Source organism: Brevibacillus sp. DP1.3A (assembly GCF_013284245.2).
Taxonomy (GTDB): Bacteria; Bacillota; Bacilli; order Brevibacillales; family Brevibacillaceae; genus Brevibacillus.
The window spans coordinates 996,253-1,022,635 of record NZ_CP085876.1 but is presented as its reverse complement, the minus strand read 5'-3'; the positions used below and the strand labels follow the sequence as shown (position 1 = coordinate 1,022,635).

Genomic DNA, 26,383 nt, shown 5'->3' with positions numbered 1-26,383 from the left:
GAGGACAGTATGAACAAGTGGCTACTAGGCATTTCTACTGCTGTTTTGTTGTTTAGTCTCTCAGTCGGCTGTAGCTCGAAGCCCGCCGACAATATCCAATCCCCTCCAGCGGAAACAACAGCTAAGCCTACTACTTCAGAGCCAATGGTCTTGCAATGGAGCATCACCGGGGAGCCGTCTACGATGGATGCCGGCATTGCAACAGATTCGACCTCGATGGACATGATCAATCTCAGCTTCGAAGGACTGACCAGCGTCGACCGTCAAGGACAGATGATCAACGCCATCGCGGAGAGCTACACGCATACTCCTGACTTCACTCATTTTACTTTTACCATTCGAAAGGACGCCAAATGGAGCAATGGCGATCCTGTTACCGCTCACGATTTTGAGTACGCCATCAAACGCAATCTCGACCCCAAAACCGCTTCCGGCTACGCGTATCAGCTCTTCTATATCAAAGGGGGCGAGGACTTTTACTCCGGAAAAGGCAAGCCAGAAGACGTCGGGGTAAAGGCAAAGGATGACTACACATTAGATTTCACCTTGTGCTCACCAACACCGTTCTTCCGCGAATTGACCTCATTCACTACCTACTACCCACTTCATAAAAAGACCATCGAGAGCAACCCCCAGTGGGCAACAGAAGCCAAAACGATTGTCGGCAATGGCCCGTTTATCATGGATACGTGGGAGCACAAATCCAAGCTCACCTTCAGCAAAAGTCCTACTTATTGGGACAGCGCCAACGTCAAGCTAGATCAGATCCATATTGTCATCATCGAGGATAACAACACCGCCCTGTCCATGTTTGAAAATGGCGATCTGGATTGGGGAGGCTACCCTTCCTTTGGCTTGTCACCGGATGCGGTTGGTCAGATCAAGGAAGAAGGCAAGCTGCTCGTCGCAGATAACCCCGGAACCAAAGCCGTCATCTTCAATACAGAGAAGCCCCCTTTTACCAACAAAAAGATTCGCCAGGCGTTTTCGTATTCTATCAACCGACAGCAATTGGTAGATAACATCCTACAGACCGGTGTTCCGCCCGCTTATGGCTGGGTTCCCGTCTCCATGGGGTTGAATCCGGACGGCTACTTTAAAGAGGATGTGGCGATGGCCAAGCAGCTTTTGGCGGAAGGCATGAAAGAACTCGGGCTGACTCAATTCCCTAAAGTCACGTACTACTACGACACCGGAGAAACGGACAAGAAGCTGGCTCAAGCACTCCAGGACGAGTGGAAGAAAACATTAGGAGTCGACATTGACATTCGCACCTCAGAATGGAAAGTGTTCAACGAGGATGTCCAAAATGGCAAGTACGACTTCGGCATCTGGCTATGGGGAGCCGATTTCAACGACCCGATCAATTTCCTCGAAATGTACAAGGACTTGGGTGGCAACAACGTCGTTCGCTTCGACAACAAGGAATACCGCGATCTGCTCAATAAGAGCTACTATGAGACCGACGAGCAAAAACGCAAGCAACTGATGTTTGACGCCGAAAAAATTCTCATGGAAGAAATGCCGCTGGCACCACTGCATTTCCGCGGCAACGCTTATGTGAAAAACGACAAGGTGAAGGACTTTGTAATCTTCCCTCTCGGCGGTTCCTACTTTAAATACGCGTATATTGAAAAATAATAGAGCGCGGGCATCCTCTCTGTGCGAAACAGATAGAGAGGATGCCCGCGCTTCAATCATAAATACCGAGCGATAATCCGAACTAACTTTGCAGGGAACTCATGTAAATTTGTAATATCCAAAAATCTTTCATTCCCATAGATTTCACTTATCACATCCTTGTCTTGACCGATTGCGGCTGCAAGAAATGTAACTCCTTTTCGTTCATATTCCTGTATGGTCTGTTTCATATCTGTAACAGCGTAACTTCCCGTATAGTCATCCATTGCTTTTGGTTGTCCGTCACTTATGCTAATCAACAGTTTTGTCTTTTGGGGGGAATCGGCTAATCGTTCCGCCATAATTCTAAGAGCCATGCCATCGCGATTATTACTTCTCGCATGAATTCTCATTAACCTAAAGCGATCATTGGCATCCGCTTTATCGAAGTCGGCATAGGCAAAGATCGACATTTGCTCCAATCTGGAAACATCCGCAGTATCGCCGTAGATCAAAATGGGGATATGACAAAGCTGACAATATTCATATACCGCGATCACTGCTCGTTTTGCTGCTTCTAATCTCCCGTAAGCTGACATAGATGCGGATTCATCAACCCTAAGACCAACCACAAGAGAAGGGGATTCCGTTGGAGGACGCTTCTTGGCAAAATACTTGTAATCCCTGTAAGCAACGCTGTCTGCTTGAAATTTGCTGCCATAGTAACGATTCCTCGCAAAGTCGGAAGATATCTCATGTTCCAGGTACGGAAGTGTCTTTCTGGCAATCTCTTGCACGATAGGCATGAGCCCCTGACAAAGCCGAACATATTCCTGTTGGTTTTCCTCATCGTAGTCTGGACGGTGAACAATGAGCTTTACTTTTTTATGAATCGAATCGGAAATGACCTCTCTTGCATCTCGATTCAGCTTTTTACGGAAATCACGTTCCTTTTGTTTCGCTTCCTCTGACATGAATTCAGGATTTGCCTGATGATACTTAGGAGAGCCATCTTCACCCAAACCTGAACGTTCCATATGGGTAGAATCCTCAGAGACACGGGAAGAGCTTTCGTCACTATCGGCAGATTTTTTCAATGCGATTCCCTTTTCCTCTCCATGGTTGTCTTTGCCAAAATCAGTGTCGTCTATATCTCCCCATGTCCTGATCTCTATGGCGTCGTCAGATTTTCGTTTTTTTTTAGTTCAATCTCGGCATCTTCCAAGCTGGCAAACAAACCATGATTTTTTAGTGCTTCTTCTAAAAGCTTTATTTCTTCCGAATCGGTGGTTATCTTGTAGATGACCTTATGATAAAGAGATTCTTTTGCGGAAGCTCCTCCGGCAATTGCATCTGCCCAGTAGAAAAAGGAACGCATTCCAGCCACGCCCTTGATCGCATTGGCCCGCGCTGTTCTGTCTAAAACCATAATCATGTCCGCTAAAATCCCCAACACCTTTCCATCTTGAAAACCGGTTTTGGCTATGACACGTTCTATCATGATTTCTTTGGTCGGCAGGTCCATCTTTTCCGTATGCTGAACCCTGTCGCGCAGCGCTTCGTTTAACGGTCTGGTTCCCGCATAACTGCGGTTTGTTGTGATAACTGCGATGAAGTCTGGGTGCCTGCGTATGATCTCGGTGGGAAGATTGATGCTGCCATCCAGCTCCAAGGCAGAGTTTAATGCCATTAACACCGCAGCATCACGAATAACGTTTGGTTCTTGGATTTCCAATAGATAACCCTTTTGATAGGCTCTGACGATCTCCGAAGGGTAAAATCGGTACTCAATCGCTTCGCCATCGGTGTTTTCCGCTGCTGCAAGCTTCAGTAATTGCTTCATCTTTAAAGCTGCCTGTTCCTGAGTAATCCCCAGTGCATCCATTAAAATTTCAGCTATGCTTTGAAACCCATCACTTTCATATAATGCTTTCCATACCGTTTGCTCGGCAGGCTCCATTTTCTCTAAACGTTCAGAAGAAATTACCGGCAAAATAGCGCCAATAATATCCGATTTATCCATATCAGCAAAACAAGTCACTTTCGTATACGGTAGCCCGAAATTAGCCGATAATGCTTTGGCTAGTTGTGTTTTACCAGAACCAGCGTCACCTTCTACTAATATATTGGCGATTTTCATTTCTCCGCGATGCCAGTTGCGTTTGATTTCTTTACTAATACGCTGTTCTTCTTCACTAACCTTATGAGTGGAAGGCTTTTTCCAAACAAGCTTTTTTTCTGCATCCGTCAGCTGTCTTTCGGGTGACAAATCATATGTTTCATTTTCAGCCATCACATTTCTCCTCCACTCATACTGCTGGTTTCTTCGCATCTTTGCTCTTTTTCTCAACAAGAAGAGGCAGCAGCAAAGCCGCACCGATCATAATCAAAACCCCGCTCACCACATATACCGCAACTAGGGAAAACGTCTCTTTTAAATAGCCGGATATAAACATGCCAATCACCATCATCCCCATAAAAACAGGCGTGATCGCACCAGATACTCGGCCAATAAATGCCCCTTCTGTGTTCCGTACAAGTAGCGTTTGGATTCCGCTTTGAATACAAGGGAAAAAGAAACCGCTGATCACTAATAGAACAATCATCAACCAAATCGTTGTGGTAACCCCTACTACCATCGTGCAAGCGGCAGAGACAAGCAAGCCTACCATGAGCAGCATCTGTGGCCTTACCTTTTTGGCTATCCCGATTATGATTGCTCCTCCTGCCAACATGGCTAACCCGTTGGTCATAACCAACCACTGCAAAAATTGTTTGTCCTGTCCCAAATTCTCGATGACAAGGAAGATCTGAAGCGGCTGTGTCAGACCTGACGCCAATCCGACAGCGAAGAAAGTCAGACAGAGAGTTCGTAAGGATTGATTGGACCCGATATAGCGCAGTCCGGCCTTCAATTCCTTTATGAAGCCGCCAGCATCGTCAGACTTCGGTTCCTCCACGTCACGGGGAAGCGTCGTTACTATAAGGGAAGACCCTAGGAACAGAACCGCTGTCAGAATCAGAGAGGCTGTAATTCCAAACTGGATGAAAATAAACGTGCCAATGACCGGACCTAAAACCGTAAAGACAGCGACAAGCGTTTGGGACATAGCCATTGCGCCCTGCAGTTGTTCAGCTGGCACATGACGCTTGTACAGCTTCATGGCCGAGGGTTGAGAAAATTGAGACAGGCTGGCGGAAATAAATGTTCCGATGAGAAGTGCCATCCATCCACCATTCATGAGTGCAAGCAGCACAGCCCCGACAGACAGGGCAGACAGCAGATCGCTCCAAACCATTGTCCGTTTCGGTCGCCATCGGTCAGCAAAGGTTCCGCCAATCAGGCCGAATAGAAAAATGGGGGCGAATTCCGCAACCGAAATCAGTGATATATAAACCGGATTATTATTCGTCAATTCGCTAACGAAAAGAAGAACGGCATAATTCCGGATCCAAATCCCCAAATGCAGCAGCACGCGGGAGAGGATAATCGTTCGAACATAAACATTGGAAAACATTTCAATACCCCATATCCTTTAATAGCTTTGATAATGTGCGCAGACGTTCGCCGATCATCTCATCGTCGTTACTCAGCCCTTGGCTGAACAGCTTAATGTCTTCATGAAGACTCTCATTGTCCGTACATATCGCCACGTTCATTGCATCCCCTTGCAGGGCAACCCGGTCGATGAGTGGCTCCTGCGGGTCATAATAATGCTCATATCTGTATGCGTCGCGAAAATGAGCCAAAGACCGACAAATCAGTATGGACATATCAAGAACACGATGGAGAGGCAGTTCCTCCGATTGTTTTGACCATTCTTCTCCCGTGTATCTCCATACCTTGGCAGATATATCGACCTTTCTTCTGGAGTTGCCCTCTGCCACTCCCAGAGAAAGTGCTTTCGCATCTGTATTCCTGGCTAATCGGCCATCAACGCGCTCATAGTTACCGGACACGACAACAGGCTTATGGTTCAAGTTAGTAGGTATTTTCATTTTTCTTCCCCTCTTTTCGTTTGATTATTGCTCTTTCTTTTTTTCCTGGTTGTATCCGCGCTCTCCGTACGGCTGGAGCTGGTCGAGCCATTTTTGTTCCAGTTTCTTCAGCGCATCTTTTTCATCAAAGAATCCGTCTTCCTTCTTTTTCAAAACCTCCAACCCTTCAAAGACGAATGCCTCTTCTCCGTACTCATTCCATTCCTGTTGAAGCTGCTTGTTTATATGCGAACCCATTTTGAGAGTAAACAGCTTTCCGTTCATCGTCTTGAGGTTGCGGGTGGCGCTGATCCAGACTTTTTGGTTTTCAGTGTTTTTGATCTGATACACCCCTGCCTGCGTTTCTGATTCTTTATACAGTTGTTTCAGTTCTTCTCGATTCATCGTTTCTCCCTCACTTTTCATGAAATAGATAAACAAAACATCTTTTTGTTTGTTATTTAATAAACATAATGATCCATCGTTTTATCTTTGTCAAGTGCACAAAAAAACACCGGAACATGTCCGGTGCTAATTTGGGTCGGGTTACAACGAGTACAAGGCCAATGAATCTCCAACAAACAATAGAGAGAAATGTCTACGCTTATGCTTGTTAGCGACTCCCCTTCTATAGCGTTTTCACCATATAATAGCGATCGTTTCCACTACCATATTCCGCAATCCGTCTCTCGATAACCGCAAAGCCTGCTTTTTGATAGAGTCCGACTGCTCCAGTATTATCAGGGCTTACGGTCAGGCAAATCTGACGAAACCCATCCTCACGCAGCTGCTCCAGCAATCGGTTCAAGAAAGAGAACCCATACCCCATCCCTTTACGATCTGCTCGGATGTAATACCCATACATGTAGCACTTGTCCGGCTGACGGAAATCCCTCAAAAGCTGGCATACTCCGACAGGATACTCCTCCTCCGCTTCCATGAAAAGTGCAACGCAGCCATGCCTCGCGAGTGGTACGAGCACCCATTCATCAATCGCTCCATGTACGCCAAAAGCCTCCTGCTCCATTGCCTTGATCATCTGAAGCTGGCTTTCTGTCAATGTCTCTACGATTTCTATGCGCGTATTTTGCATTCAGTCATCTCCCTATACGGGTTGCCGCTTCGCTCCGATGACCTGCTCTGACTTATCCGTTATGTCGGCAAGCACCGCTTCGTCTAGCTCTACACCTAGGCCTGGCTGATCTGTCACGACAATTTGGCTTCCGTGAATCATGAGCTCGGCTACATCCCGCGAAATGATCGTCGGTCCTGCCAATTCGTTGGAAATGATATTCTTTTTCGCAAGCGACAAATGTGCACCAGCCGCACTGCCAATCGAGGACTCCAGCATCGAACCGATCTGACACTCCATCCCGGCCATTTCCGCTTGATTCACCAATTTGAGAGCAGGATAAATCCCTCCACTTTTCATCAGTTTGATGTTTACTTTATCTGCAGCTTTCTTCGCGATGACTTCCCGCATTTCCTTCGTCCCGTGCAGTCCCTCGTCTACCATAATTGGAGTAGTCGTTTGCCTGCGAATATCCGCCAAAGCATCGAGATCATCTGCCAAGACAGGTTGCTCCATCCAATCAATGTGACAATCCTCGATCTGTTTCATAACTAGCAAGGAGTTCGCACGGTTCTCCCAACCTTGGTTGGCGTCCACCCGCAGCCCTACGTCAGGGCCAACTGCCTGCCGAACAGCCCGGATTCGCTGGATATCTGTCCGAAGATCAGCACCCACCTTTATTTTGATCGAGTCATACCCAGCTGCCACTGCTTGCTTAGCTTCAGCTGCCATGACCTCTGGCTCTAAAATACTTAACACATATGGGAAGGAAAGAGTCGTGTGATATTTTCCACCCAAGAAATGATAAACAGGTTGACCAGCCGCCTTGCCCATCAGATCATAGCAAGCGATATCGATGGCGGCTTTTGCTGCTGGGGCTCCCCAAACAGCCTGGTTCATCTTCTCATGGATTCTCTCGATATCAAACGGATTCTCACCGATCACAATAGGCGCCAGGTTATGAACGAGCATCGTATAAGTAGACTCCCACGTCTCTCCGGTGACATTTTGATCCGGTACCGCTTCGCCTAGTCCGACCAAGCCATTGTCTGTCTCCACTTTTACAATAATGGACGGCATATCCTCATATGAGGCATACGCGATAATAAATGGGCGTTTTAGCGGCAACCTTATGGCATGAACCTTTACAGACGTTATTTTCATACGCGACTCCCCTCCGTAGCTGCTACTCGTGGAATGATTCGATAATAGAGCGACATGGCTTTTACAGAGCCGTCTTCGCCTTTTACAAAGCCAACTGTCAGCTCACTTCCCTCTCTCTCGGTGATAAATTGATGCTCTCCAATTGGTCGCAATAGATAGTTCAGTTGTTTTCCACCAAACGCTTCCAACGTCTTATCTATCATCATCAGGACATCCTCTACCACATATACGATGATATCCATTCCTTCCCCACTAGCGTATCGACCGACATACTCTTCTAATTGGGAAAGAGGAACGCTATATGTCTCGAATTGATACTGTGGCGTATTCAATGGACGTCCTTCTACGGCATGGAGTGCTGTCAGTGTGGCTTTGTCGACAGGACTTCCGGTCAAATTGGCCAAAGCCATAGAGGTAATCCCCCGCTCCGGAACAATCGCTAAATGGGCCGCGACACCTTTGATCGCTCCACCGTGCTTGATCAAGGTACCTCCATAGTAGTCGGGTTGAATGGATAAGCCATAGCCGTAGTACCTGCTGTAGCTATTCTCGACATGCGGATAGATCATTTGTTTGACGCTCTCCTCGGATAAAATCCGTTCCTTACCCACACATCCGCCCGTACGGAATATTTCAGCGTAGTTTAACATGTCATGCACTGTTGAATTCAAATGCCCCGAAGCTGCTACGAGTAGCCCATCCTCCCAATTTGGATCAGGGTAAATCTCGGATACGCCATTGCTCTCTTTAAAATGATAGATGGTGGTGACATCCGGTAGGTGTGGCAGATCGCTCAGAAGAAAGGTACTGCTCTTCATGTCTGCTGGTTCCAAAATATGCTCTTTGACATACACGTCATACGACTTCCCACTCACTCTGGCTATGACCGCTCCCAGGAGAGAATAGCAATCATTCGAATAGCTGAACAATTCTCCTGGAGAGCCCACCAACTCATATTCCGCCAGGGCAAGAGCTTCCATCAGCTCTTCGAACGTATAGATCGGTTTCTGGTACTCCTTTTTCAAGTAACGGTGAATCGGGTTATCCTCTTCAGCCATGTCTTCGAGCATGGAGTTGCGGATCGCCAGGTGATCAATCGGCAGGGGCGGTATGCCCGTCGTGTGCGTCATAAAATGGTGGATCGTCATCCGCTCTGTTTTTTGACGATCCGGGGTACGAAACTCAGGGAGGTATTTGATCACTGGATCATGAACAGAGAGCTTTTTCGCTTCCTGTAGCTGCATGATCGCCATGCATGTAAAGGACTTCGTAACGGAGGCCAAACCCATCACGGTATCAGGAGTGATTTCGAGTTCCTTTTCACGATCCCGGTAGCCAAAGCTTTTGCGAAGCAGGCTCTGCCCATTCAAATTCACACCCATGACAAAGCCCGGAACTCTACCTTCCCTCATTTCTTTTTCAACCAGCTCTTCCCACTCTACTGACCAGCCTTGCTGTCTCATTTCTTCCACCTCTTTCGAATGTTGTCATGCCATGCCTTACTCGTTCACCCACATATCCTGAATAATCAAGGATGCTAATGGATTTGGCTTGACGCCTTGAATCCGGTTACTGACGACCACGAATGTTTTTGCGGAATAGAGTGGAATCCAATAGGCCTGTTCCACGATTCTTTTTTGAATATCTGCAAAAATCTTTTGGCGCTGCGCTTGATCTGTTGTTGTTCGTCCTTTATCTAGCAGGTTATCGAGCTGTTGATCACTGAGGCGAAAGAAATTCAATCCCCCGATCTGACTCGAATGCAGTAACAAGTTCAAAATATCTGGATCGACGCTGCCATGACCCGTTGAGAATAAATCGAACTCGCCCTTCAGTACCTGTTCATGAGCTGTCGCCGATTCATACTTTTGGATATGCAATTCGACACCAATCTCTTTGAACATGCTTTGCACCAGCTGATGCCCGGGATTTGTATTTTCGATGAGCATCTTCAGACTGAGCGTTTTCCCATCCTTTTCCCTTATCCCTTGCGCGTTCAGATTCCATCCTGCTTCATCCAGCAGTTGTCTGGCTTGCTCAGTATTGTACTTGTAGCCGTATTGCTCTACTGCCGCATCGTATCCGATCATCGTAGGCGGGATCGGTCCGTAGACAGGCACCCCCTCTCCTTGCAAATCCGCTATGATCAATGCATCTTTGTTGATCGCCAGGTTCAGTGCCTTTCTCACGCGGACATCCTGCAGGATTTCATTTTCCAGATTCATCCCAATAAAGTTCTCCGTAGGCTGCATCCCTTCCAACACCGTAAAATCTTTGTGATCCTTGTACTTCTTCGCGTCTTTCGGGGGTACAGTGGCAATATCAATCGTCCCACTGTCGAGAGCAGCCATCATGGTCTGGTCGTCTTGAATAAATTTCAGTACGAACTTGTCAGGTCTTACAGGTCCTTGATTCAGAGCAAAAGGAGCTACCCACTTATACTCGTCGTTTCGTACCAGTGTGATCGATTCGCCTGTTTTCCAGCTCTCGAATTTCCACGGACCTACCCCGACAGGATTGCGTCCCAGCTCATTTCCGTATTTGTTTCGTGCCTCTATGGAAATGGGTTGCTGGTAGCCGCTATATGATAAGTTAGAAAGTAACGAAGCGGAGGGCTCATCCAAATGAAAGATCAATGTGGAATCATCAGGAGCTGAAATGGATTTGATCGAAGATACATCCGGTCCTGTAACCGGTGAGGCTGTTTTTGGATCGAGTGCGCGTTCATAGCTTTGTTTAAAAACTTCCGCAGTGAGCGGTGTTCCATCATGAAACTTCACACCAGGACGTATCTTGAACGTCATGGTCTTGCCGTCGTCCGAGATCGTGTACGATTCAGCGAGATGCGGTTTCAACTCAAACGTAACGGGATCGAGGATCAGCAAAGCTCCCCCCAACATGCCCCCAATAAAATTCCCCGCTGGCATTGACGTCTTTTGCGGGTCCAGCGTATCAGGCTCCATTTGGTAGCCCATGGTGATCGTCCCTCCCTTTTTGGGCTGGGAGTTTTTTGCTGGTTGATTTGCTTGCTTCCCATCTGTAGCCGGAGTGGGAGCAGAGCTACAGCCAACGATGGAAAAGACGAGTACACCCATGAGTAAAACGCTGCATATTTGGCCCTTTAACCGTTCTGATAGCATGTCGCGACCTCCATTTTCGAGTCATTTCCATTCGAAGTCTGCTTACGTCGGTATATAGTCGCTAATTAGATAGGGTTGCTTCTTAGATGAGGATGTGGGGGTCCCGGATTACCTTCGCAAACGGAAAAACCGGGACAGGTTGATGTGACCTGAGGAGAATCATGGATGATTAAGGCGATACACAGCCCGAGGGCGTCCTTGCTGATACGGCTGTTCTTCTCCGACGACCTCTACGACCTGGTGCTCGATCAGTTTTTTCAAGGTTCTTTCTGAGCTTCGGCGACTGATCTGGAGGTACTCGGCTAAATCTGAAGCGGTGAAGCGGTTATCGCGGCGAAGCTTGACATACTGCATAATTTTCGTGATGGTAGCGACACTTGCGCCAGTCTTCTCCGCGATTTCCAGCACTTCCTTGTTCTCGCTCTTTAATTGGAACGTCTTCGATTCGGTATTCAACGGACCGATCACTTCTTTTTCATCCGTCACCAAATACGCACTGCTTTCATTTGTTTTCTGAGCATGATAAATCGCAATGCGCGCGTTGGCTTCGGCTTCTTTCGCGGTTAGGCCAAAACCAAACCCGATGGCAACCGTCACTTTGGCAAGCAGATCGACATTTCCCACTACTTGCATGATCTTCCCGTATTCAATCATTTGCTCGATGCTGCCTCTCGTGCCATAGATGATGAATTGATCCAGTCCCAATTGTTGAATGGAAGCGTCCGTCTCTTTGACGAGCTCCAGCAGCTCTTGCAGCAAAATGATCGTCGCATCCTGCCATTGTGTTTCTACTGGCGGACCATCATTTTGCTGGATCGCGGCAATTCCCACAGCTATCTGCGAATTTTTGCTAATTTTCAATTGACCATAAGCAACGGCTTGATGGACGGCATCGCGAATAGTTTTATCGGGACTGACGAGCGACGCAGAAGGAATGTTCATCTCACGCAATCGACTGTATACGTAGTCAACGCCAGTCAATGCAAAATGGCTCTGTTTCTGTTCCCAGTGCTCCTTGTGGAATTGAATAATCTCCTCCACGTCAAATCTCGTCCCGCCTTCTTCAATAATCTCACTGTAGTCTTTTACATACCAAGGCGTAGAAGTAATGCCCAATTCTTCCGCAACCTTCTCAATATACTCCGCTTTTGGCAAATCTATCGAGATGCAGTCCAGTCCTCCTGGTACGTTTAGCAAGGTATGAAACAACGAGAGGGAAATGGTATATTCATCGATCGGGATGTACACCGCAGGCAGCTTCTTTTGCTCTACCTTTTCCTTGGCAAAAAAATAAGGAAGTGGGCCAGCAAATAGCAGCACGTCGCAGTCATGGATTTGATCAAGCAACGCAGCGCTCTCTTTTGGGTTCTGGTATGTATACGAAGTCAGTTGAATGCAATCGATGGAATGGGTATGCTTCAAGATCCTTGGCAAAAATTCTTCCGAAGAGATTACCGCTATCGTAATGGTCAATGTTCCACTCCCTCATCTCTCTATGATTTCCACACGTCCTTAAACACGCGAATGAAGTTTTTGCCCAAAATACGCTCAATCGCTTCATCCTTGTACCCTCTTTTGGCAAGGGCACGTGCAAGCTCTGGAACCTTGGTATGTCCTTTTACGATATCAAACTCTTTGCGTCCTGCTTGGATAGGCATATCTGGAGAATCGTATTTCATAAATGGCTCGATAATGTCCAGACCCAGTCCGACGTGCTCAACCCCAACCAGCTTCACGATGTGATCGACGTGGTTGATCATGTGCTCGATATCAGCCTGATCGTCTGTGTCCGCTACGAACAGATTGACACCATTGATGCCGATTACGCCGTTGGTGAATGCGATCGCTCTGATTTGCTCATCCGTCAGATTGCGCATGGAGCTCGCTAATGTCCGGCAATTGGAATGGGAAGCGATGATGGGCTTTCGTGCTACCTCGATCAGATCCCAGAAGCCTTCGTCATTCAGATGACTGACATCAATGATGATGCCCATTGCTTCTGCCTCTTCGACGACGCGGATGCCGAACTCTGTGAGCCCGCCCTTGCGCCCTTCTCGTACCGGACTAAAATGACTGCCGTCTCCAACGAAATTCCGCCTGCTCCACACAAGTCCCATAAGGCGCACGCCCAGCTCGTAAAAAACACGGAGCATACTCAGATCATTATATAACGGCTCCGCGCCTTCCAGAGAGAGCACAAAACCAATTTTCCCCATTTGCTTCGCGGTCTCGATGTCACTCACGCTTTTGCAAACCATGATTTTCTCAGGCGATTCATCGGCCTCTGCGTGCAACGCGCTGATTTGTTGCAGTGCTTTTCTCAAGCCCATCTCCGGCAGGAATTTGTTGTCGATATAAATCGCTGCGACAACCGTCTGAACCCCACCCTCCACGAAATCAGGTAAGTAATCCGATTCTATTACTTTTCGCCTACCATGCTCGCGTTGAATAGCAACATCCAGCAAAAGGTCAAAATGCCCATCGATTACGTGTGTCATGCCTCATGCTCCCCCTGTTATTTCAGGTTTTCCGGGTTAAGTGGTGCAAGCTCCGGTAAAAGAAAACGTCCGTCTCTGCGAATCAAGTGGTCATCGAACCAAATCTCACCGCCACCGTACTCCGGGCGTTGAATCATGACCATGTCCCAATGGATGTTCGACTTGTTACCGTTGGATGCCTCGTCATAGCATCGTCCCGGGGTAAAGTGGAAGCTGCCGTCGATTTTTTCATCGAATAAAATATCCTGCATGGGCTCCCGAATGACCGGGTGAACCCCCAATGCAAACTCTCCAATGTACCGGGCACCTTCATCCGTGTCCAAAATGTTGTTCAAGCGCTCCGTATCATTGGCTGTGGCGTTAACGATCTTCCCGTCCACAAACTCCAGCCGTACCTTCTCAAAGGTAAAGCCTTGATAAGGCGAAGGCGTGTTAAATGTGATGACACCGTTCACCGAATCACGAACAGGGGCCGTAAATACTTCACCGTCTGGTATGTTGTAATGACCCGGACATGGAATCGCAGGAATGCCTTTGATCGAGAAGGTCAGCTCTGTGCCAGGTCCCGTGATTTTCACGCGGTCAGTTCGCTCCATCAGCTCCTTGAGCGGCTGCATGGCTTTTGCCATTTTGGCATAGTCCATTGTGCAAACATCGAAGTAAAACTGTTCGAACGCTTCTGTACTCTTATTCGCTAACTGCGCCATGGAAGGCGTCGGATAACGGAGATAGACCCATTTCTTTTTGAGACGCACGAGACTTACTTCTTTCAAAAAGGACGTAGCCAGCTTCATCTGCTCATCAGGGACATCAGACATTTCGTTGATGTTCAGCCCACCTTCGATGATGATGCACGCTTGCATTTTTTCCATTTGCTCTTTGTCCATCTCTGCCCCTAAACGGAATTGCTCCTCTGTTCCCGCTAGAAATAACTGACGGCTAATCGAGGATTCACGCAGGTTCACATAGGAATGTCCGCCTGCTCGCGAAACTGCTTTGACGAGCTCCTTAACCAGAGCGGCGTCCACCTCCATCGCATCGATCAGCACGTTATCTCCCGGCTGCACATTTGTAGAGTAATTTACCAGCACATTCGCCAGCTTCGTAAGACGTGGGTCCAACATCTATCTATCACTCCTATTCCCTTATTTTTCATAGAGATGACACGCAACCAGTCTGCCATCTGATTCTGTTAATGGAGGGGTTTCTGTCTTGCACACGTCCATGCACGCCCAACAGCGCGGGTGAAACTTGCAGCCCTGCGGCGGATTGGATGGAGACGGCAGATCCCCTGTTAAAATGATCCGCTCTTTTTTCTCGTCAGGATCAGTGATGGGAATGGCGGAGAGAAGCGACTGTGTGTAGGGATGCATTGGACGTTGAAACAGCTCTTCTTTTTTCGCCAGCTCAATCACTTCTCCCAAGTACATCACCGCTACTCGATCGGCGATATGCTCGACGACACTCAAATCATGCGAGATAAAAAGATACGTGAGCGAAAACTGCTCCTGCAAATCCTGAAGCAAATTGAGAATTTGCGATTGGATCGATACATCCAGAGCGGACACAGGCTCGTCAGCTATGATGAGCTTTGGCCTGAGCATCAAGGCGCGAGCGATCCCAATTCTTTGCCTTTGTCCTCCGGAAAACTCATGCGCGTATCGCGACAAATGACTTTTGTTCAAACCGACGATCTCCATCGTCTCTTCAATCAAGGCTGCTCGCTCGCGCTTTGGGATACCATGGGCAATCAATGGCTCTGACAAAATGTGCTGGATCGTCAGCTTTGGATTGAGGGTATCAAATGGATTTTGAAACACCATTTGCATATCACGCCGCAGCTTTTGCATGTCTGCCTTCTGTAAGCTGCGGATATTTTGACCCTCGAACACGATCTCGCCGTCTGTCGGCTCGATCAAGCGCAAAATGCATCTGCCCAGTGTTGACTTGCCACAGCCTGACTCCCCCACGATTCCCAACGTTTCACCTGCGTTGACAGTCACGTTCACTCCATGAACGGCATGCACGTAACCCGGCTGCTGGAACCACCCTTTGCGGACAAGGAACTTCTTATTCAGGTTCTTCACTTGCAAAAGAGGTGTCTTCATCCATTCACCGCCGTGCTTTCCCTGTTCTCTTGATACAGCCAACAACGGCACTCCGACTGTTGATCCACATCCAGCAACGGGGGATTTTGTTCCAAACAGACAGGCATCGCCTTCTCGCATCGCGGAGCAAAGCGGCATCCCTTCGGATAATTATCGGGGGTCGGCACACTTCCCGCGATACTGTGCAATCTCTTCTGGCCTTTGGCATTATGTGGCGTAGATTTGATCAAGCCCATAGTGTACGGATGCTTGGGGCTTCGAAGCAGTGTGCGAACATCAGCCGCTTCAATGACCTGCCCGGCATACATCACCAGTACCCGGTCACATGTCTCGGCGACGACGCCCAAATCATGTGTGATCATGATGAGCGACATGCCCAGCTCTCTTTGGATTTTTTTCATGACATCCAATATTTGCGCCTGGATCGTTACGTCTAGTGCAGTCGTCGGTTCGTCCGCTATCAATAGCTTTGGATGACAGGCAATCGCCATCGCGATCATCACACGCTGTCGCATCCCCCCGGACAGACGATGCGGGTATTCGTGATAGATTTCATTGGCACGTGAAATGCCTACCTGAGTCAACAGCTCGAGCACTCTTTCTCTCGATTGGACTCGGTTCATGCCCTCATGCTTTTCTAGTCCTTCGCTCAATTGCTTGCCGATGGTCAGTACGGGATTCAGCGAAGTCATCGGCTCCTGAAAAATCATTGCGATCTCTTTTCCTCTGATCTTCTGCATCTCTTTTTCGCTATAGTGCAAAAGATCAGCTCCGTTCAGTTGAATACGGCCTGCAATGCTTCCGTTTTTACTGAGCAAACGCATCATGGATAGAGAGGCAACGCTTTTTCCACATCCTGATTCTCCAACGATCCCGACCGATTCACCTCTTTTGACCTGTAAGCAAAGATTGTCCACCACCTTGAAAGCCCTTTCATTTTTTGAAAACGTGGTAGTCAATCCTGTCACTTCCAACACGTTCGTCACGTTACTCACTCCTTTTTCGGGAACGGAAGCTCGTCAACTATGATTTGGGATCAAAGATATCACGCAAAGCATCTCCGAGCAGATACACCGTAAAAACGACTGCCGTAATCGCAAGACCGGGAAAAGTAGCAAGCCACCAAGCTTCTCGCAAATAATTTTTCCCTTCGTTTAGCATCGTTCCCCACTCCGGTGTAGGAGGCTGGGCACCCAAACCGATAAAGCCCAGTGCCGAGGTTCCCAAAATGGCACTGCCAATAAACATGGTCGTATAGACGATCAGCACGTTGGAGATGTTCGGAATGAACTGGCGCGTAATGATCCACCAATTCGAGCTGCCGATGGAGCGGCTTGCTTCCACATAGCCGGATTGCTTGATCGAGAGTGCTGCACCACGAATCAGAATCGAAAAGGCCGGAATCGATGATATTCCTATCGCGATCATCGCATTTTCCTGACTCGGTCCGAGCACAGCTACGATTGCTAGTGCAAGCACAATACCGGGCAACGCCAGCATGATGTCCATGATTCTCATGATCAGATTGTCAACAATTCCTCCGAGGTAAGCACATGTCACACCAATCAGCGTTCCTGCTACAAACGTCATGACAGACGCCAGCACAGCTACGGTCAGTGTCACTCTTGTTCCGTACAGCATCCGGGAAAAAATATCGCGGCCAATCGCATCTGTCCCTAGCCAAAAGTCTTTCGACGGCCCTTGCATAAATGCTTCGTAGTACGTTTTCGTAGGATCATGCGGAGCAATCCACGGCCCGATGATTCCCAGCAAAACGATGCAGAGCATCATCAGAAAACTGTATTTCGCTTTCTTTTGCTGCATGATCTTCTCCCATAATTCCAAACGAGGCATGGACCATTGTTTGCTCCAGAACACGCTACACCCCCTCCTTCGCGGAGTAGTCAATGCGAGGATCGAGAAGCGCGTACAGAACGTCAATCAAAATGACAACGAGGACATACACAGCTCCAATAAACAACGTCGTTCCTTGAATCATCGGAAAATCCCGTGAGCTAATCGCTTGAATCGCCAACGTACCCACTCCCGGCCAGCCAAAAACCTGCTCGACAATCACAGCCCCACCCAGCAAGCCAGCCAGTTCTAGGCCAATAACAGCCACAATCGGAATCATCACATTGCGAAAAGCGTGCCGCAGCAGCACAATTCGTTCATTCATCCCTTTCGCACGTGCTGTTCGGATATAGTCATTGGACAAAACCTCCACCATGCCAGCACGAGTGAGTCGGCTGAGTGCGGTCGCCATCAATGTCCCCAAGGTAAACGCTGGAAGAACCATGTCTTTTAGCCCCGTTCCTCCCGCAATCGGAAACCAGCCCAAATGAACGGAGAACACAAGGATAACGAGCAAGCCTAACCAAAAGCCGGGTATGGACATCCCAAAGGTGGAAAAGGTCATGATCGCTCCGTCGATAGGTGTATCCTTGTATTTCGCCGCTAGGACACCCAGCCCGATACCGATCACAACTGCCACCACGAGGCTGCCTACTGCCATTTTTGCTGTCGCGGGAAAACGATCAGCAATTTCTGTGCTGACAGGCCGTCCCGTTTTCAGGGAAGTGCCGAGATCCCCTTTCAAAACGCCAGAAGCATAGTCGAGATACTGGACGACCAAAGGTTTGTTCAAGCCCAGTTCTCCGCGAAGCGACTCGATTTGTTCGACAGTCGCCCGCTGCCCCAGCATGATCCGCACAGGGTCACCGGGGATGAGGTGAATGAGAAGAAATGTAAAAACGGAGAGTCCAAACAGGACAATGATGCCCGACAATAGGCGCTTCACTATATATTGCTTCATGAGGTCTTCACCCAGATGTGAGAAACGGTATAAACTAGCCTCTTCCTGTTGCGTTCCTGCACTTTACTCTCCTCCCTTTTTCTTCACTAACGACACTTGTCGTTATAGTGTCGTTATTGGTTAAAAATAGTCTATTCCAAATTCACAGAAAGTTCAACTCGTTTTTTTCTTGCCCCATTTAAAAAGAGCATGGTCCCTTTCTACCATGCCCCTTCTGAAGAATCGCTCCGTCTTCATTCCTTACCCTGCCTCATCTGTAGCAATACGTTTGCCGTTAGCTGCGGGTGACTGATCGGAAAATGATGAGGAACGGAGAGCCTTTCGATCTCTACATCTGCTTTCATGAAAGCATCCTCTGTTCCTTTTGTCAGCTGATACGTTTTATCCTGTGTTCCCCATACGATCTGGGTTGGAAAAGGGAACGGCTGTGTTGGTACCGCCATTTGCCGGAATTCATTCATAAAATAGCGCAGCACGTCTGTATGCGTCTTGCTGATGCGCGGGGATTGCAGGAGCTTCCCTACCTTCTCTACATAACCCATTGGCATTTCTTCCGTGGACTGAAATACCCCTTGCTCAAGCAGTGCTTTTTCCATTTTGGTTGGCGTTAACTGCTTTTGCAAAAAACGCTGAAGAAGGGCTGGACTTTTTCCCAATCCCGCCAGCAGCAAAGAATACTTCGGCGCATGCAGGGGCGGCTGCAAAAGGTATAGCTTCTCGATTTTTTCCGGCACTCGCTTTGCTGCCTCCCACGCCAACAACCCGCCAAATGAATGTCCTGCAAGATGAACCGGAGACGGCAGTTGTCGCAATGCCTCTGCCACTGCCTCGATAAAGCCCTCGATCGGTTTTTCGTGATGGTGATAGGGCGATCTTCCAAACCCGGGCAAATCCAGCAACCATAGTGCCTGTTCACCCAGCTGTTCAGCGAGCGGGAGTAAATCGCTCATCTCACTGAACAGCCCGTGCACGAGGAGCCACGGAGTACCCGAGCCTTCTTTCTTGTACGCGGCCATGCCTGCGATTTGTTCTCGGTGAAAGTAAGGAGGGACTTTCTGATCCTTGACCGACAAACGATAGTCCAGATCGGCAATCACACTGGGAAGATACGCGGCTACGTCGTATGCCTTGATGCCTTTTTTCGTTTTCATTTGCTGAAAGGGAGCGAGTGAAAAGTCTTTGTTTACGATAAAATCCATCGAATTGGCAGGTACCCCGAGCAAGCGGCTGCCGCCGTTATGCAGGATTTTTTTCAAAACCGATACCGGGAAAGGAATGGCTGGTGGCTTCATTCGTAATTCTTTGGCCATCAACGAAATCAGCTCCGAAAAAGATGGCGTGGCGCTCCGCTCATTTAAGGCGTAATACGTTTGATGTTCGATGTGATTTGCCTCTACCATCCCCACAATGACCTCGGCCAAATCGTCGACGGCAAGCAAGGGCAGCCACCATTCCTTGCCACCGGGAAGAACAGGGAACTTACCACGCCGCATGGAGCTGATCACGAGCCCCAAGCCATCCGTTTGTTCTGTGTTCCCGGTGCTTCGCGGGCCTATGATCGTACTCGGATTCACCACGACCAGCGGCATTCCTTTTTGATACGCCTCTTGTCTGAGATATAGATCGGCCAGAAATTTGTATTTCTCGTAGCCCCCTGCCTCCCGGAAAAGATCGTTTGGCGCAAAAACATCCGTCAACAGCTTCCCGCTCTCATCGTCAAACGGACTCATGTAGCCGACGATATGAATCAGCTTTTGCAGACGCTGTTGTTTATGCAATGTGTTTGCTACTGCTGCGAGGTGACTTGCTCCTTGTAAAATCACGTCCCTGCCCACCGTTTCATCCATCGAAATATCCATCGGGACACCTGCATGGATGATGACAGTAGCGTGCAATACCTGCTCGTAATCGCTCGCCGATAATCCCAAGCCCTCCTCTCGCAAATCACCCCGCACGGCCTTGCAATAAGCCCTCTCTTTTGGAGTCATCTGCATCAGCAATTCATCCCACTTCTCAAGCGAACGAACCAGCGCCAGTACGGTATGACCAGCCCTCGCCAACTGCTTTGTTACCTCCTTGCCGATAAAACCAGTCGCGCCTGTTAGAAAAACAACAGCCATTGTTGCTTCCTCCTTCATGTTTTTAGTACTATTCAGTACTAATCTACTCCAAAAAAATCCTACACTTGAATCAAGTGTAGAAGTGTCTGACCAGCGTTTACGAGTATCTGTGCATGGCCTTGCGATTCAGCCATGAGCATCGCTCCTTCCACAATTGTCACGAGCAAGACTGCCGTTTGCGGAATCGAGATATTTTCCTTGAATTCTCCACGAGCGATTCCCTCCACGAGTAGCTTTTCCGCTAGATTCTGCCATTCGATCAGGAACTCGTTGATTCGCGCTTTGACTTCTGGTATTTGTGCCGACAGTAAGGAAAGAATCGGACAGCCTCCTACGCAGGAGCGCCCCTCCAGTTCCTCTGCGATGGTGGTAAAAATCAATTCCACCTGTGCGGAAACAGACAGATCTGTTCGTTGCAGGATGGCTTCCAATGCTCCTCTCAGCACGTTCATTCTGTAGCTGAGCACAGCTACGACGAGCTCTTCCTTGCTTTTGAAATGGTAATAAATGTTGGACTTGGAGACTCTGCTATGTGCTACGACGTCATCCATGCTGGTATTCATGAGTCCTTTTTGCAAAAACAAATCGGATGCAGTGACGATGACATGATCACGGTTCGAGGTTCGTTTCATGATTAGAACTATATAGTCCTAGTGAGTGATTGTCAATCGTTCGGGTGTAGTGGAGAAGAAAAAGCGCAGTTCTCTTCGACTCTGACACGCCAGCAGGGGGGAATTACTGTCCGTCTATACTTAAAAAAGGGGACCGTCGAGCCAAAGCCACCCTACGGGCGGAAGTATCTCGAAGAAGAAGTGTTCGACAAGCTGGTCCCCTTTTTTAAGTTCCGACTGGGTAGGCGTTGTCAAGGTCTACGAGCCCTGCGCTTTTTCTTCTCACCAGCTTTATTGGTTGACCGCTACCTTTTAAACTTCATATAAAAAGAAAAGGTTGATGCCGTCTGTCACGGCATCAACCTTCACCCTCACCCATTAACTGATCGCAAACCTGTTACATTTCGTTACGGCAGCAAGCAATGTAGCCGCAAGTTCATTCTTTTGGTTATCTCGTTCTCTTCTAAAATAGAGACAGCGCAAAAAGTTCTTGCTGTTCACTCGAGCGATGACCTGGGTACGACTTTTCGGCAGTTCTGCACAGCTTGCCAAGCCATTGATCCAGTCAGCGAGCTCCTGCTCTGGGAGCAAATCTTTATCTATCATCGTATCGACAATGCTTGCCAGACGTTCATCTTCTTCGTCATTGAAAATATGCTTTCTGTTATCCAACACGCCCTGGATCGCACGAAGGATGTCTCGCTGTACGGCTTCGTCGCTCTCTGGGCACTGCACTAGCTCTACGAATACGTCTGCCCCGTGTGCCGTACTGTGCGCCCAGCCTCCTTCTGACAAATAGCCGCGCAAATCCTTTTCCTCTTGAAAATAGCGGAGCATGGCATTCTTCACATGCTGGAAATCAGCGAGCTCCAAAAAAGGCTTCTGCCTGTGACGTCGCATGATCAAGGCAATCGGCAATGCAGAGAATGTCCTCGTAAATACAGATTGATCACCCTCGCTGCCGATCTGATAGAACAAATGCGTATCGTCCGTCAGTTCTCGGAGAAGGCTGCGCAATTGCGCCTCCGTCAGATGTTTCTCATCAAGAATCCAGTAATAAAATGCCGGGTAAATGAGATTATCACGCAGCTCCGGGTCAGGGTCCCCGATGTATTGCAGCAATAGCCCGACGAAATCCTGTAGTTGCTCCCCTTCACGAATCAGGTATTGTTCCTGCTCCAATCTTTGCAGGTCCAGTATGAGTTTTGTTCTCGTATCCCTCACGTTTTCATCCGCCTCAACATCATCAAAATTTCCTCGACCACGATATCCGGTTCATCATGATGAATATAATGCCCGCTGCGACCGGCAATTCTTTGCTTGCTTGATGTAGATAGCCGCCTGAAATCGGTTTGCAGATTTTGTTCGATTTTCAAAATTTCCTCGTTCGGCCATTTCTCGTCCCATATGTCCGGTAAGCCTCTCGTAATAATTGAGACAGGTATGTCGCTTTGCAGAAAATGGTCAACGATTTCTTGGTAGCTCCGTATCTTATCGATCTTCTCGCTGTTTCGCATCGGATTCTCGTAATATTCTCGATTGGCTGCGATCAGGTTATCAGGCAAAACCTTTTCATATGCGAGCTCCTTATATTCGGGAGCAGCGTCAACCAAAACCATCCCCGAAACAAGCTGCGGATATAGACTAGCAAACAGTCTAGCGACCAGACCGCCAAAAGAATGTCCGACCAAAATGTATGGCGACTCCACCCCTATCTCCTGCAGCAAATCATATAGCTCCTCTACCAGATCACGACAAGTTCGCGGTACGACTGCTGCCGCTGGGCTCCTGCCAATCCCCGCACGATCATAGGATAAAGTCGACGCTTCCTGCGAGATTCGATCTTGAACGATCTTCCATGTCTCACCGCTATCGCCCATTCCTGCTAAGAAGATGACGCACGGTGTCCCACTTTTTCGCGAATACAGCCTATGTATCCGTCGACACATGATCCCAGTCATCCTCCATGTAACGAACCAGCCAATTCAATGCTCTGTGTCTTTCAACAACTACTTCGTCATTCAAACCGCCTGCAACCGTGCGATTGTTGATGCGGGCATCCACGCATGCCCAATCATAGCGGTAGATTAAATCTGCTTGGTCGAGAATCTCTTGTTTGCTTCTCACAACTGCATTGCTATAGAAGGTGTCATAGTCACCTGCGCTTCTGAGAGCATCAATCGCAGTGCTCACATCACAAATCTCATCCGGGAATTCGAGCTCTTCTATATACCCGAGTGCCCACAGCAGTACCCAGTAGCATTCGTACATCCAAGCCATCTGAATCATATCGGTTCGGTCTGGCTGTGGATCATTCAAGAAATCTCTCTCTTTTTCCGTAAAAAATTCAGCAGCGCCAAACTGCTCAATAATTCCTTCGATGAACTCCCGCTCTTCCCTGATTTGCCCGTTTTCGGCGATCCCTCCGGCATATACCGCAATCAAGCACAGGGCAATCGCTCGCTGAACCATCTCGTCCTTGCTCCTGATAACAGCGTCCTCGTCCCCTACGATAACAGGAAGATGCGGGATGTACGGAATGCCTTGCTCCTGCAATAGCTTGATGCTCCGCTCCTTGCGCGCTTCTCCTGACTGGGAAGGCTGAATATGTCCATCGATCAGGTCTACGCTGACCGTCACTAGAAAATCGTCCACTTCCGATTCTCCTGCCGTATTGAGAATCAGCCTTCCTTGTTTATCGAGCATGTCTCCGGTAGGGAGAAAGACAATCCCGTGTACTTCTTCAGCGATCGCCATAATGGACGCAAACGTCTTCTGATCGATTTCCTTGCTCGCCACGATTCCTACCGCCACATTGAGCGCTGTAATTTGGTACAACAGCTTTTGCTGGACTTTCTCGTTGGCCGTTTCAATCTGTGCGAAGTAGCCGTACATCCCTTTTTTCATTTGGAGAAAGGCTTCTTGGTCATCGTCCTCACGCATAAGATTGAAGGTGATCTTGCTCTTGCTAAACCATTTTTTATCTGTCACGGTCACCGCTCGCTCGTCTGCGGATACCTCTACCAATTGATCACGAAAAGCCTCGACAATGGCAGCGACGACTTTCTCGCATTGTTGGATGGAGACATAGATGGTGCATTGATTCATCTGGCAACCTCCTTTGCTAAGCAAACATTTTCAAAGCACTGAATTTTGTAATCAATAGTCAATTATGGTATTCTAACCCTGTTTAATCAAGCCCAAATCTTTATAGTTATCGGCGAATCTATCACGATGATTGAAGGTGAAACCTATGAAAAACATCCTATTAGAGGAGTTCTCTCCGATTTGTCCGATTCAAGCTTTTGTCGAAGAGGATGAGAACGGCGTCTTTTTTTATTTGTGGGATTATCCCGGTGAGGAGCATGCTAGCATTCGCTCTTGTTGGGTAAGAAATTACGGACCCGCACCGGATTCGATCGATTTCGATGCCATGCAGGATGGTCAAGCTCCCATGCTTCCACGCGATTGCTGTGCTCATCCAGATGGAGCGGACAGGCTGGACCCGGAGCAGCTCTCGATCGTCTGGTTGGAGGAAGGCGATTCAGCGGCACTTTTGTATGGGGATGAGGTACTGTGTGTGATTCCCAGCTGGGCTGGCCCTTCCCCGGACGGCTCGCACTATCCTTCGTATGCGCGAGATTGCACCGGAGAATCTCATTTATGCTTTCCGCTGGGAACATCAGAAACGAACGCCATGTTTGCCCGCATCGAGGCTGCCCAGCATTTTTGGGCCGTCTGGGATGGCAACCCTTGGCCTGACATCCAGCAGCAGTTCATGGACGCGATTACCTCGACTCTCGGCCCAGTTAAACAGTATTACGGCATCGACGGCGGTCACTGGCCCCCGAAGGCATTGGTGACCATCGAAAAAGGCGACGTTACCTATGCGATGACCCTCGGGGTGTCCATATTGCGTCAGCCAAAAGTCGAGCAGTATACAGAAGAGCCAGAGCAATTACGCCGATTCGAGCTGGCCTTTGCCTGCGAAACTAAATGGCTCGCCCAAAACGAGCAGCAATTGCTGGCCTACATCAGCGGCCAAACCTCTCTGCCGTGGTCGTATATGACCTTCCTCGCGCAGGGTCACACCATTCCGTGCCAGGAAATCAGTCAGATCAACAGCCGCTTCTCCTCCATGCTGCTCGCAAAACCTGAGGATGCACCGAACATTCCACTTCCGCTCATAGCGGGAGATCCTGTGAATCTGTTATGGATGATTCCGATTACCGCAGAGGAACAGCAGTATGCAGAAATGAATGGTTCGGAGCAATTGATTCAGCGCTCCGCGGGAGATGGTGCGGATTGGATTTTTAACGGGGTAGCGAAATTTATGAAGGAAGCGTGATTTTGAAGACAGTTTTCGCGGAGTAAACTTTGCGGGGACTGTTTTTTTATTATCTACACCGTTGAAGAGATTTTTTAATTTTGTCGTTTACAACTTGCGAATCGACTTTTAAGTTGGTGTACAAAAGTTGAGTAAGAAGAAGCGCATTTCCAGTCCAAGCACCTCTGGAGCCCGCCCCAGCTTCGGAATAAATGGCGGAGCAATCCCCTTTGCAGGGCGTAGGCCGAAGCGTAGACTGGAAATGCGCTTCTTCCCCCACTACAGCTACTTAAAAGAGAAAAGACCACCCTATTCAGGTGGTTCCAATCACTACAAATCAAGCAGCTCCATTCTCTCCATCTCTTTCTTCCTCTTCGCCTTCATCGCCCTTCTGCCTTTCGACCAAGCCAAAGATAGAATCGCGATCCCACCAACTGCTACCAAGATCAACGTCAGTTCACTGCCATCTTTAAATAAACCAGTGACATAACCGTAGACCAGGTACACAAGAAAGATGCCTGGGAAGATTGCCCCCCAATAAGCGTGATTCAGTCTGCCGAGTAAATTTTGCATCCCCACAATACCGAGCCCAACCAAAAATTGAATCATCCCCGTACTCATCTGCTTTCATCTCTTTCTTGTTTGTATTTTTCAATAATGAGCTTGGCTACCTCCAAACTCATCCGTTCGTCAATGACCAGGTTTTTGATCATTTGCACGAACTCTACTTCCGCTTCCTTGCTATGTAATTCGATCTTTTTAATGATTCGGTCGAGCTTGGCCCGAACTGTTGGGTACGATACACCGTACTCATCAGCCATCCCCTTGAGAGAGCCCGAACTGATAATAAACTTCCTAATAAATTCGAGGGTCTCCTTATCCAGAGCTAACACCCAAGATGGAATTTCGTCGCGTTCCATGAATAGCATC

At 48.4% G+C, this 26,383-nt stretch carries 25 protein-coding genes; 2 read left to right on the top strand and 23 right to left on the bottom strand.

The genetic code is table 11. From position 1 onward, the window contains the following. Positions 1 to 9: 9 nt before the first annotated feature. Positions 10 to 1,641 (top strand): peptide ABC transporter substrate-binding protein, encoded by a 1,632-nt coding sequence (locus HP399_RS04550; protein WP_173616848.1) that lies wholly within the window; start codon positions 10 to 12, stop codon positions 1,639 to 1,641. A gap of 56 nt (positions 1,642 to 1,697) precedes the next feature. Here the strand turns inward: HP399_RS04550 and HP399_RS04545 are convergent, their stop codons facing one another. From HP399_RS04545 to HP399_RS04445, 21 genes are all read right to left on the bottom strand, one after another. Beyond that, a complete protein-coding gene (locus tag HP399_RS04545) occupies positions 1,698 to 2,717 on the bottom strand; it encodes a vWA domain-containing protein (protein WP_173616849.1) in 1,020 nt (339 codons plus the stop codon). Between the two features lie 74 nt (positions 2,718 to 2,791). After that, positions 2,792 to 3,913, bottom strand: coding sequence for an AAA family ATPase (locus HP399_RS04540; RefSeq protein WP_173616850.1), 1,122 nt, complete (start codon positions 3,911 to 3,913; stop codon positions 2,792 to 2,794). Positions 3,914 to 3,929: 16 nt separating this feature from the next. Continuing rightward, entirely contained in the window at positions 3,930 to 5,138 is a 1,209-nt protein-coding gene (locus HP399_RS04535; RefSeq protein WP_173616851.1) for an MFS transporter, read from the bottom strand. 1 nt (position 5,139) lies between these two features. Further along, complete coding sequence (locus HP399_RS04530) at positions 5,140 to 5,619, bottom strand: DUF6530 family protein (RefSeq protein WP_173616852.1); 480 nt, start codon at positions 5,617 to 5,619, stop codon at positions 5,140 to 5,142. 24 nt (positions 5,620 to 5,643) lie between these two features. Next, on the bottom strand, positions 5,644 to 6,003 hold the full coding sequence (locus tag HP399_RS04525; RefSeq protein WP_173616853.1) for a GIY-YIG nuclease family protein: 360 nt from the start codon (positions 6,001 to 6,003) through the stop codon (positions 5,644 to 5,646). 223 nt (positions 6,004 to 6,226) lie between these two features. Further along, the gene (locus tag HP399_RS04520) at positions 6,227 to 6,691 is read right to left on the bottom strand and encodes a GNAT family N-acetyltransferase (RefSeq protein WP_173616854.1); all 465 of its coding nucleotides are present in this window, start codon (positions 6,689 to 6,691) and stop codon (positions 6,227 to 6,229) included. 12 nt (positions 6,692 to 6,703) lie between these two features. After that, positions 6,704 to 7,834, bottom strand: a complete 1,131-nt coding sequence (locus tag HP399_RS04515; RefSeq protein ID WP_173616855.1) for a mandelate racemase/muconate lactonizing enzyme family protein — start codon at positions 7,832 to 7,834, stop codon at positions 6,704 to 6,706. Continuing rightward, positions 7,831 to 9,297, bottom strand: coding sequence for a serine hydrolase domain-containing protein (locus tag HP399_RS04510; protein ID WP_173616856.1), 1,467 nt, complete (start codon positions 9,295 to 9,297; stop codon positions 7,831 to 7,833). The genes HP399_RS04515 and HP399_RS04510 overlap by 4 nt, the downstream gene beginning before the upstream one ends. Positions 9,298 to 9,333: 36 nt before the next feature. After that, the gene (locus HP399_RS04505) at positions 9,334 to 10,974 is read right to left on the bottom strand and encodes an ABC transporter substrate-binding protein (protein WP_173616857.1); all 1,641 of its coding nucleotides are present in this window, start codon (positions 10,972 to 10,974) and stop codon (positions 9,334 to 9,336) included. Between the two features lie 159 nt (positions 10,975 to 11,133). Further along, positions 11,134 to 12,447: a helix-turn-helix domain-containing protein gene (locus HP399_RS04500; protein ID WP_173616858.1), complete on the bottom strand. Its 1,314-nt coding sequence runs from the start codon at positions 12,445 to 12,447 to the stop codon at positions 11,134 to 11,136. 20 nt (positions 12,448 to 12,467) lie between these two features. Continuing rightward, entirely contained in the window at positions 12,468 to 13,472 is a 1,005-nt protein-coding gene (locus HP399_RS04495; RefSeq protein WP_173616859.1) for a dipeptidase, read from the bottom strand. Positions 13,473 to 13,489: 17 nt separating this feature from the next. Continuing rightward, a complete protein-coding gene (locus HP399_RS04490) occupies positions 13,490 to 14,596 on the bottom strand; it encodes an aminopeptidase (protein WP_173616860.1) in 1,107 nt (368 codons plus the stop codon). A 21-nt stretch (positions 14,597 to 14,617) separates the two neighbouring features. Beyond that, a complete protein-coding gene (locus HP399_RS04485; RefSeq protein ID WP_173617009.1) occupies positions 14,618 to 15,580 on the bottom strand; it encodes an ABC transporter ATP-binding protein in 963 nt (320 codons plus the stop codon). Beyond that, entirely contained in the window at positions 15,577 to 16,566 is a 990-nt protein-coding gene (locus tag HP399_RS04480; protein WP_173616861.1) for an ABC transporter ATP-binding protein, read from the bottom strand. The genes HP399_RS04485 and HP399_RS04480 overlap by 4 nt, the downstream gene beginning before the upstream one ends. Before the next feature lie 37 nt (positions 16,567 to 16,603). Beyond that, entirely contained in the window at positions 16,604 to 17,458 is an 855-nt protein-coding gene (locus HP399_RS04475) for an ABC transporter permease (protein ID WP_173616862.1), read from the bottom strand. A gap of 1 nt (position 17,459) precedes the next feature. Beyond that, positions 17,460 to 18,395: a nickel ABC transporter permease gene (nikB, locus tag HP399_RS04470; protein ID WP_173616863.1), complete on the bottom strand. Its 936-nt coding sequence runs from the start codon at positions 18,393 to 18,395 to the stop codon at positions 17,460 to 17,462. A 233-nt stretch (positions 18,396 to 18,628) separates the two neighbouring features. Then, positions 18,629 to 20,515 (bottom strand): alpha/beta fold hydrolase, encoded by a 1,887-nt coding sequence (locus HP399_RS04465; protein ID WP_173616864.1) that lies wholly within the window; start codon positions 20,513 to 20,515, stop codon positions 18,629 to 18,631. Between the two features lie 59 nt (positions 20,516 to 20,574). Then, positions 20,575 to 21,147, bottom strand: a complete 573-nt coding sequence (locus HP399_RS04460; RefSeq protein WP_144619086.1) for a TetR/AcrR family transcriptional regulator — start codon at positions 21,145 to 21,147, stop codon at positions 20,575 to 20,577. Positions 21,148 to 21,504: 357 nt separating this feature from the next. After that, complete coding sequence (locus HP399_RS04455) at positions 21,505 to 22,350, bottom strand: DUF2785 domain-containing protein (protein ID WP_173616865.1); 846 nt, start codon at positions 22,348 to 22,350, stop codon at positions 21,505 to 21,507. Then, entirely contained in the window at positions 22,347 to 23,075 is a 729-nt protein-coding gene (locus tag HP399_RS04450; RefSeq protein ID WP_173616866.1) for an alpha/beta fold hydrolase, read from the bottom strand. The genes HP399_RS04455 and HP399_RS04450 overlap by 4 nt, the downstream gene beginning before the upstream one ends. Then, positions 23,056 to 24,234: a DUF4272 domain-containing protein gene (locus HP399_RS04445; RefSeq protein ID WP_173616867.1), complete on the bottom strand. Its 1,179-nt coding sequence runs from the start codon at positions 24,232 to 24,234 to the stop codon at positions 23,056 to 23,058. The genes HP399_RS04450 and HP399_RS04445 overlap by 20 nt, the downstream gene beginning before the upstream one ends. A gap of 145 nt (positions 24,235 to 24,379) precedes the next feature. On the opposite strand from HP399_RS04445, the gene HP399_RS04440 reads away from it, so the two are divergent. Then, positions 24,380 to 25,474, top strand: coding sequence for a suppressor of fused domain protein (locus HP399_RS04440; protein WP_173616868.1), 1,095 nt, complete (start codon positions 24,380 to 24,382; stop codon positions 25,472 to 25,474). A 309-nt stretch (positions 25,475 to 25,783) separates the two neighbouring features. Here HP399_RS04440 and HP399_RS04435 read toward each other — a convergent pair whose 3' ends face one another. Continuing rightward, the gene (locus HP399_RS04435; RefSeq protein WP_173616869.1) at positions 25,784 to 26,074 is read right to left on the bottom strand and encodes a hypothetical protein; all 291 of its coding nucleotides are present in this window, start codon (positions 26,072 to 26,074) and stop codon (positions 25,784 to 25,786) included. Next, complete coding sequence (locus HP399_RS04430) at positions 26,071 to 26,373, bottom strand: DUF2089 family protein (RefSeq protein ID WP_007723913.1); 303 nt, start codon at positions 26,371 to 26,373, stop codon at positions 26,071 to 26,073. Before HP399_RS04430 ends, HP399_RS04435 begins: the two co-directional genes overlap by 4 nt. Positions 26,374 to 26,383: the final 10 nt, after the last annotated feature.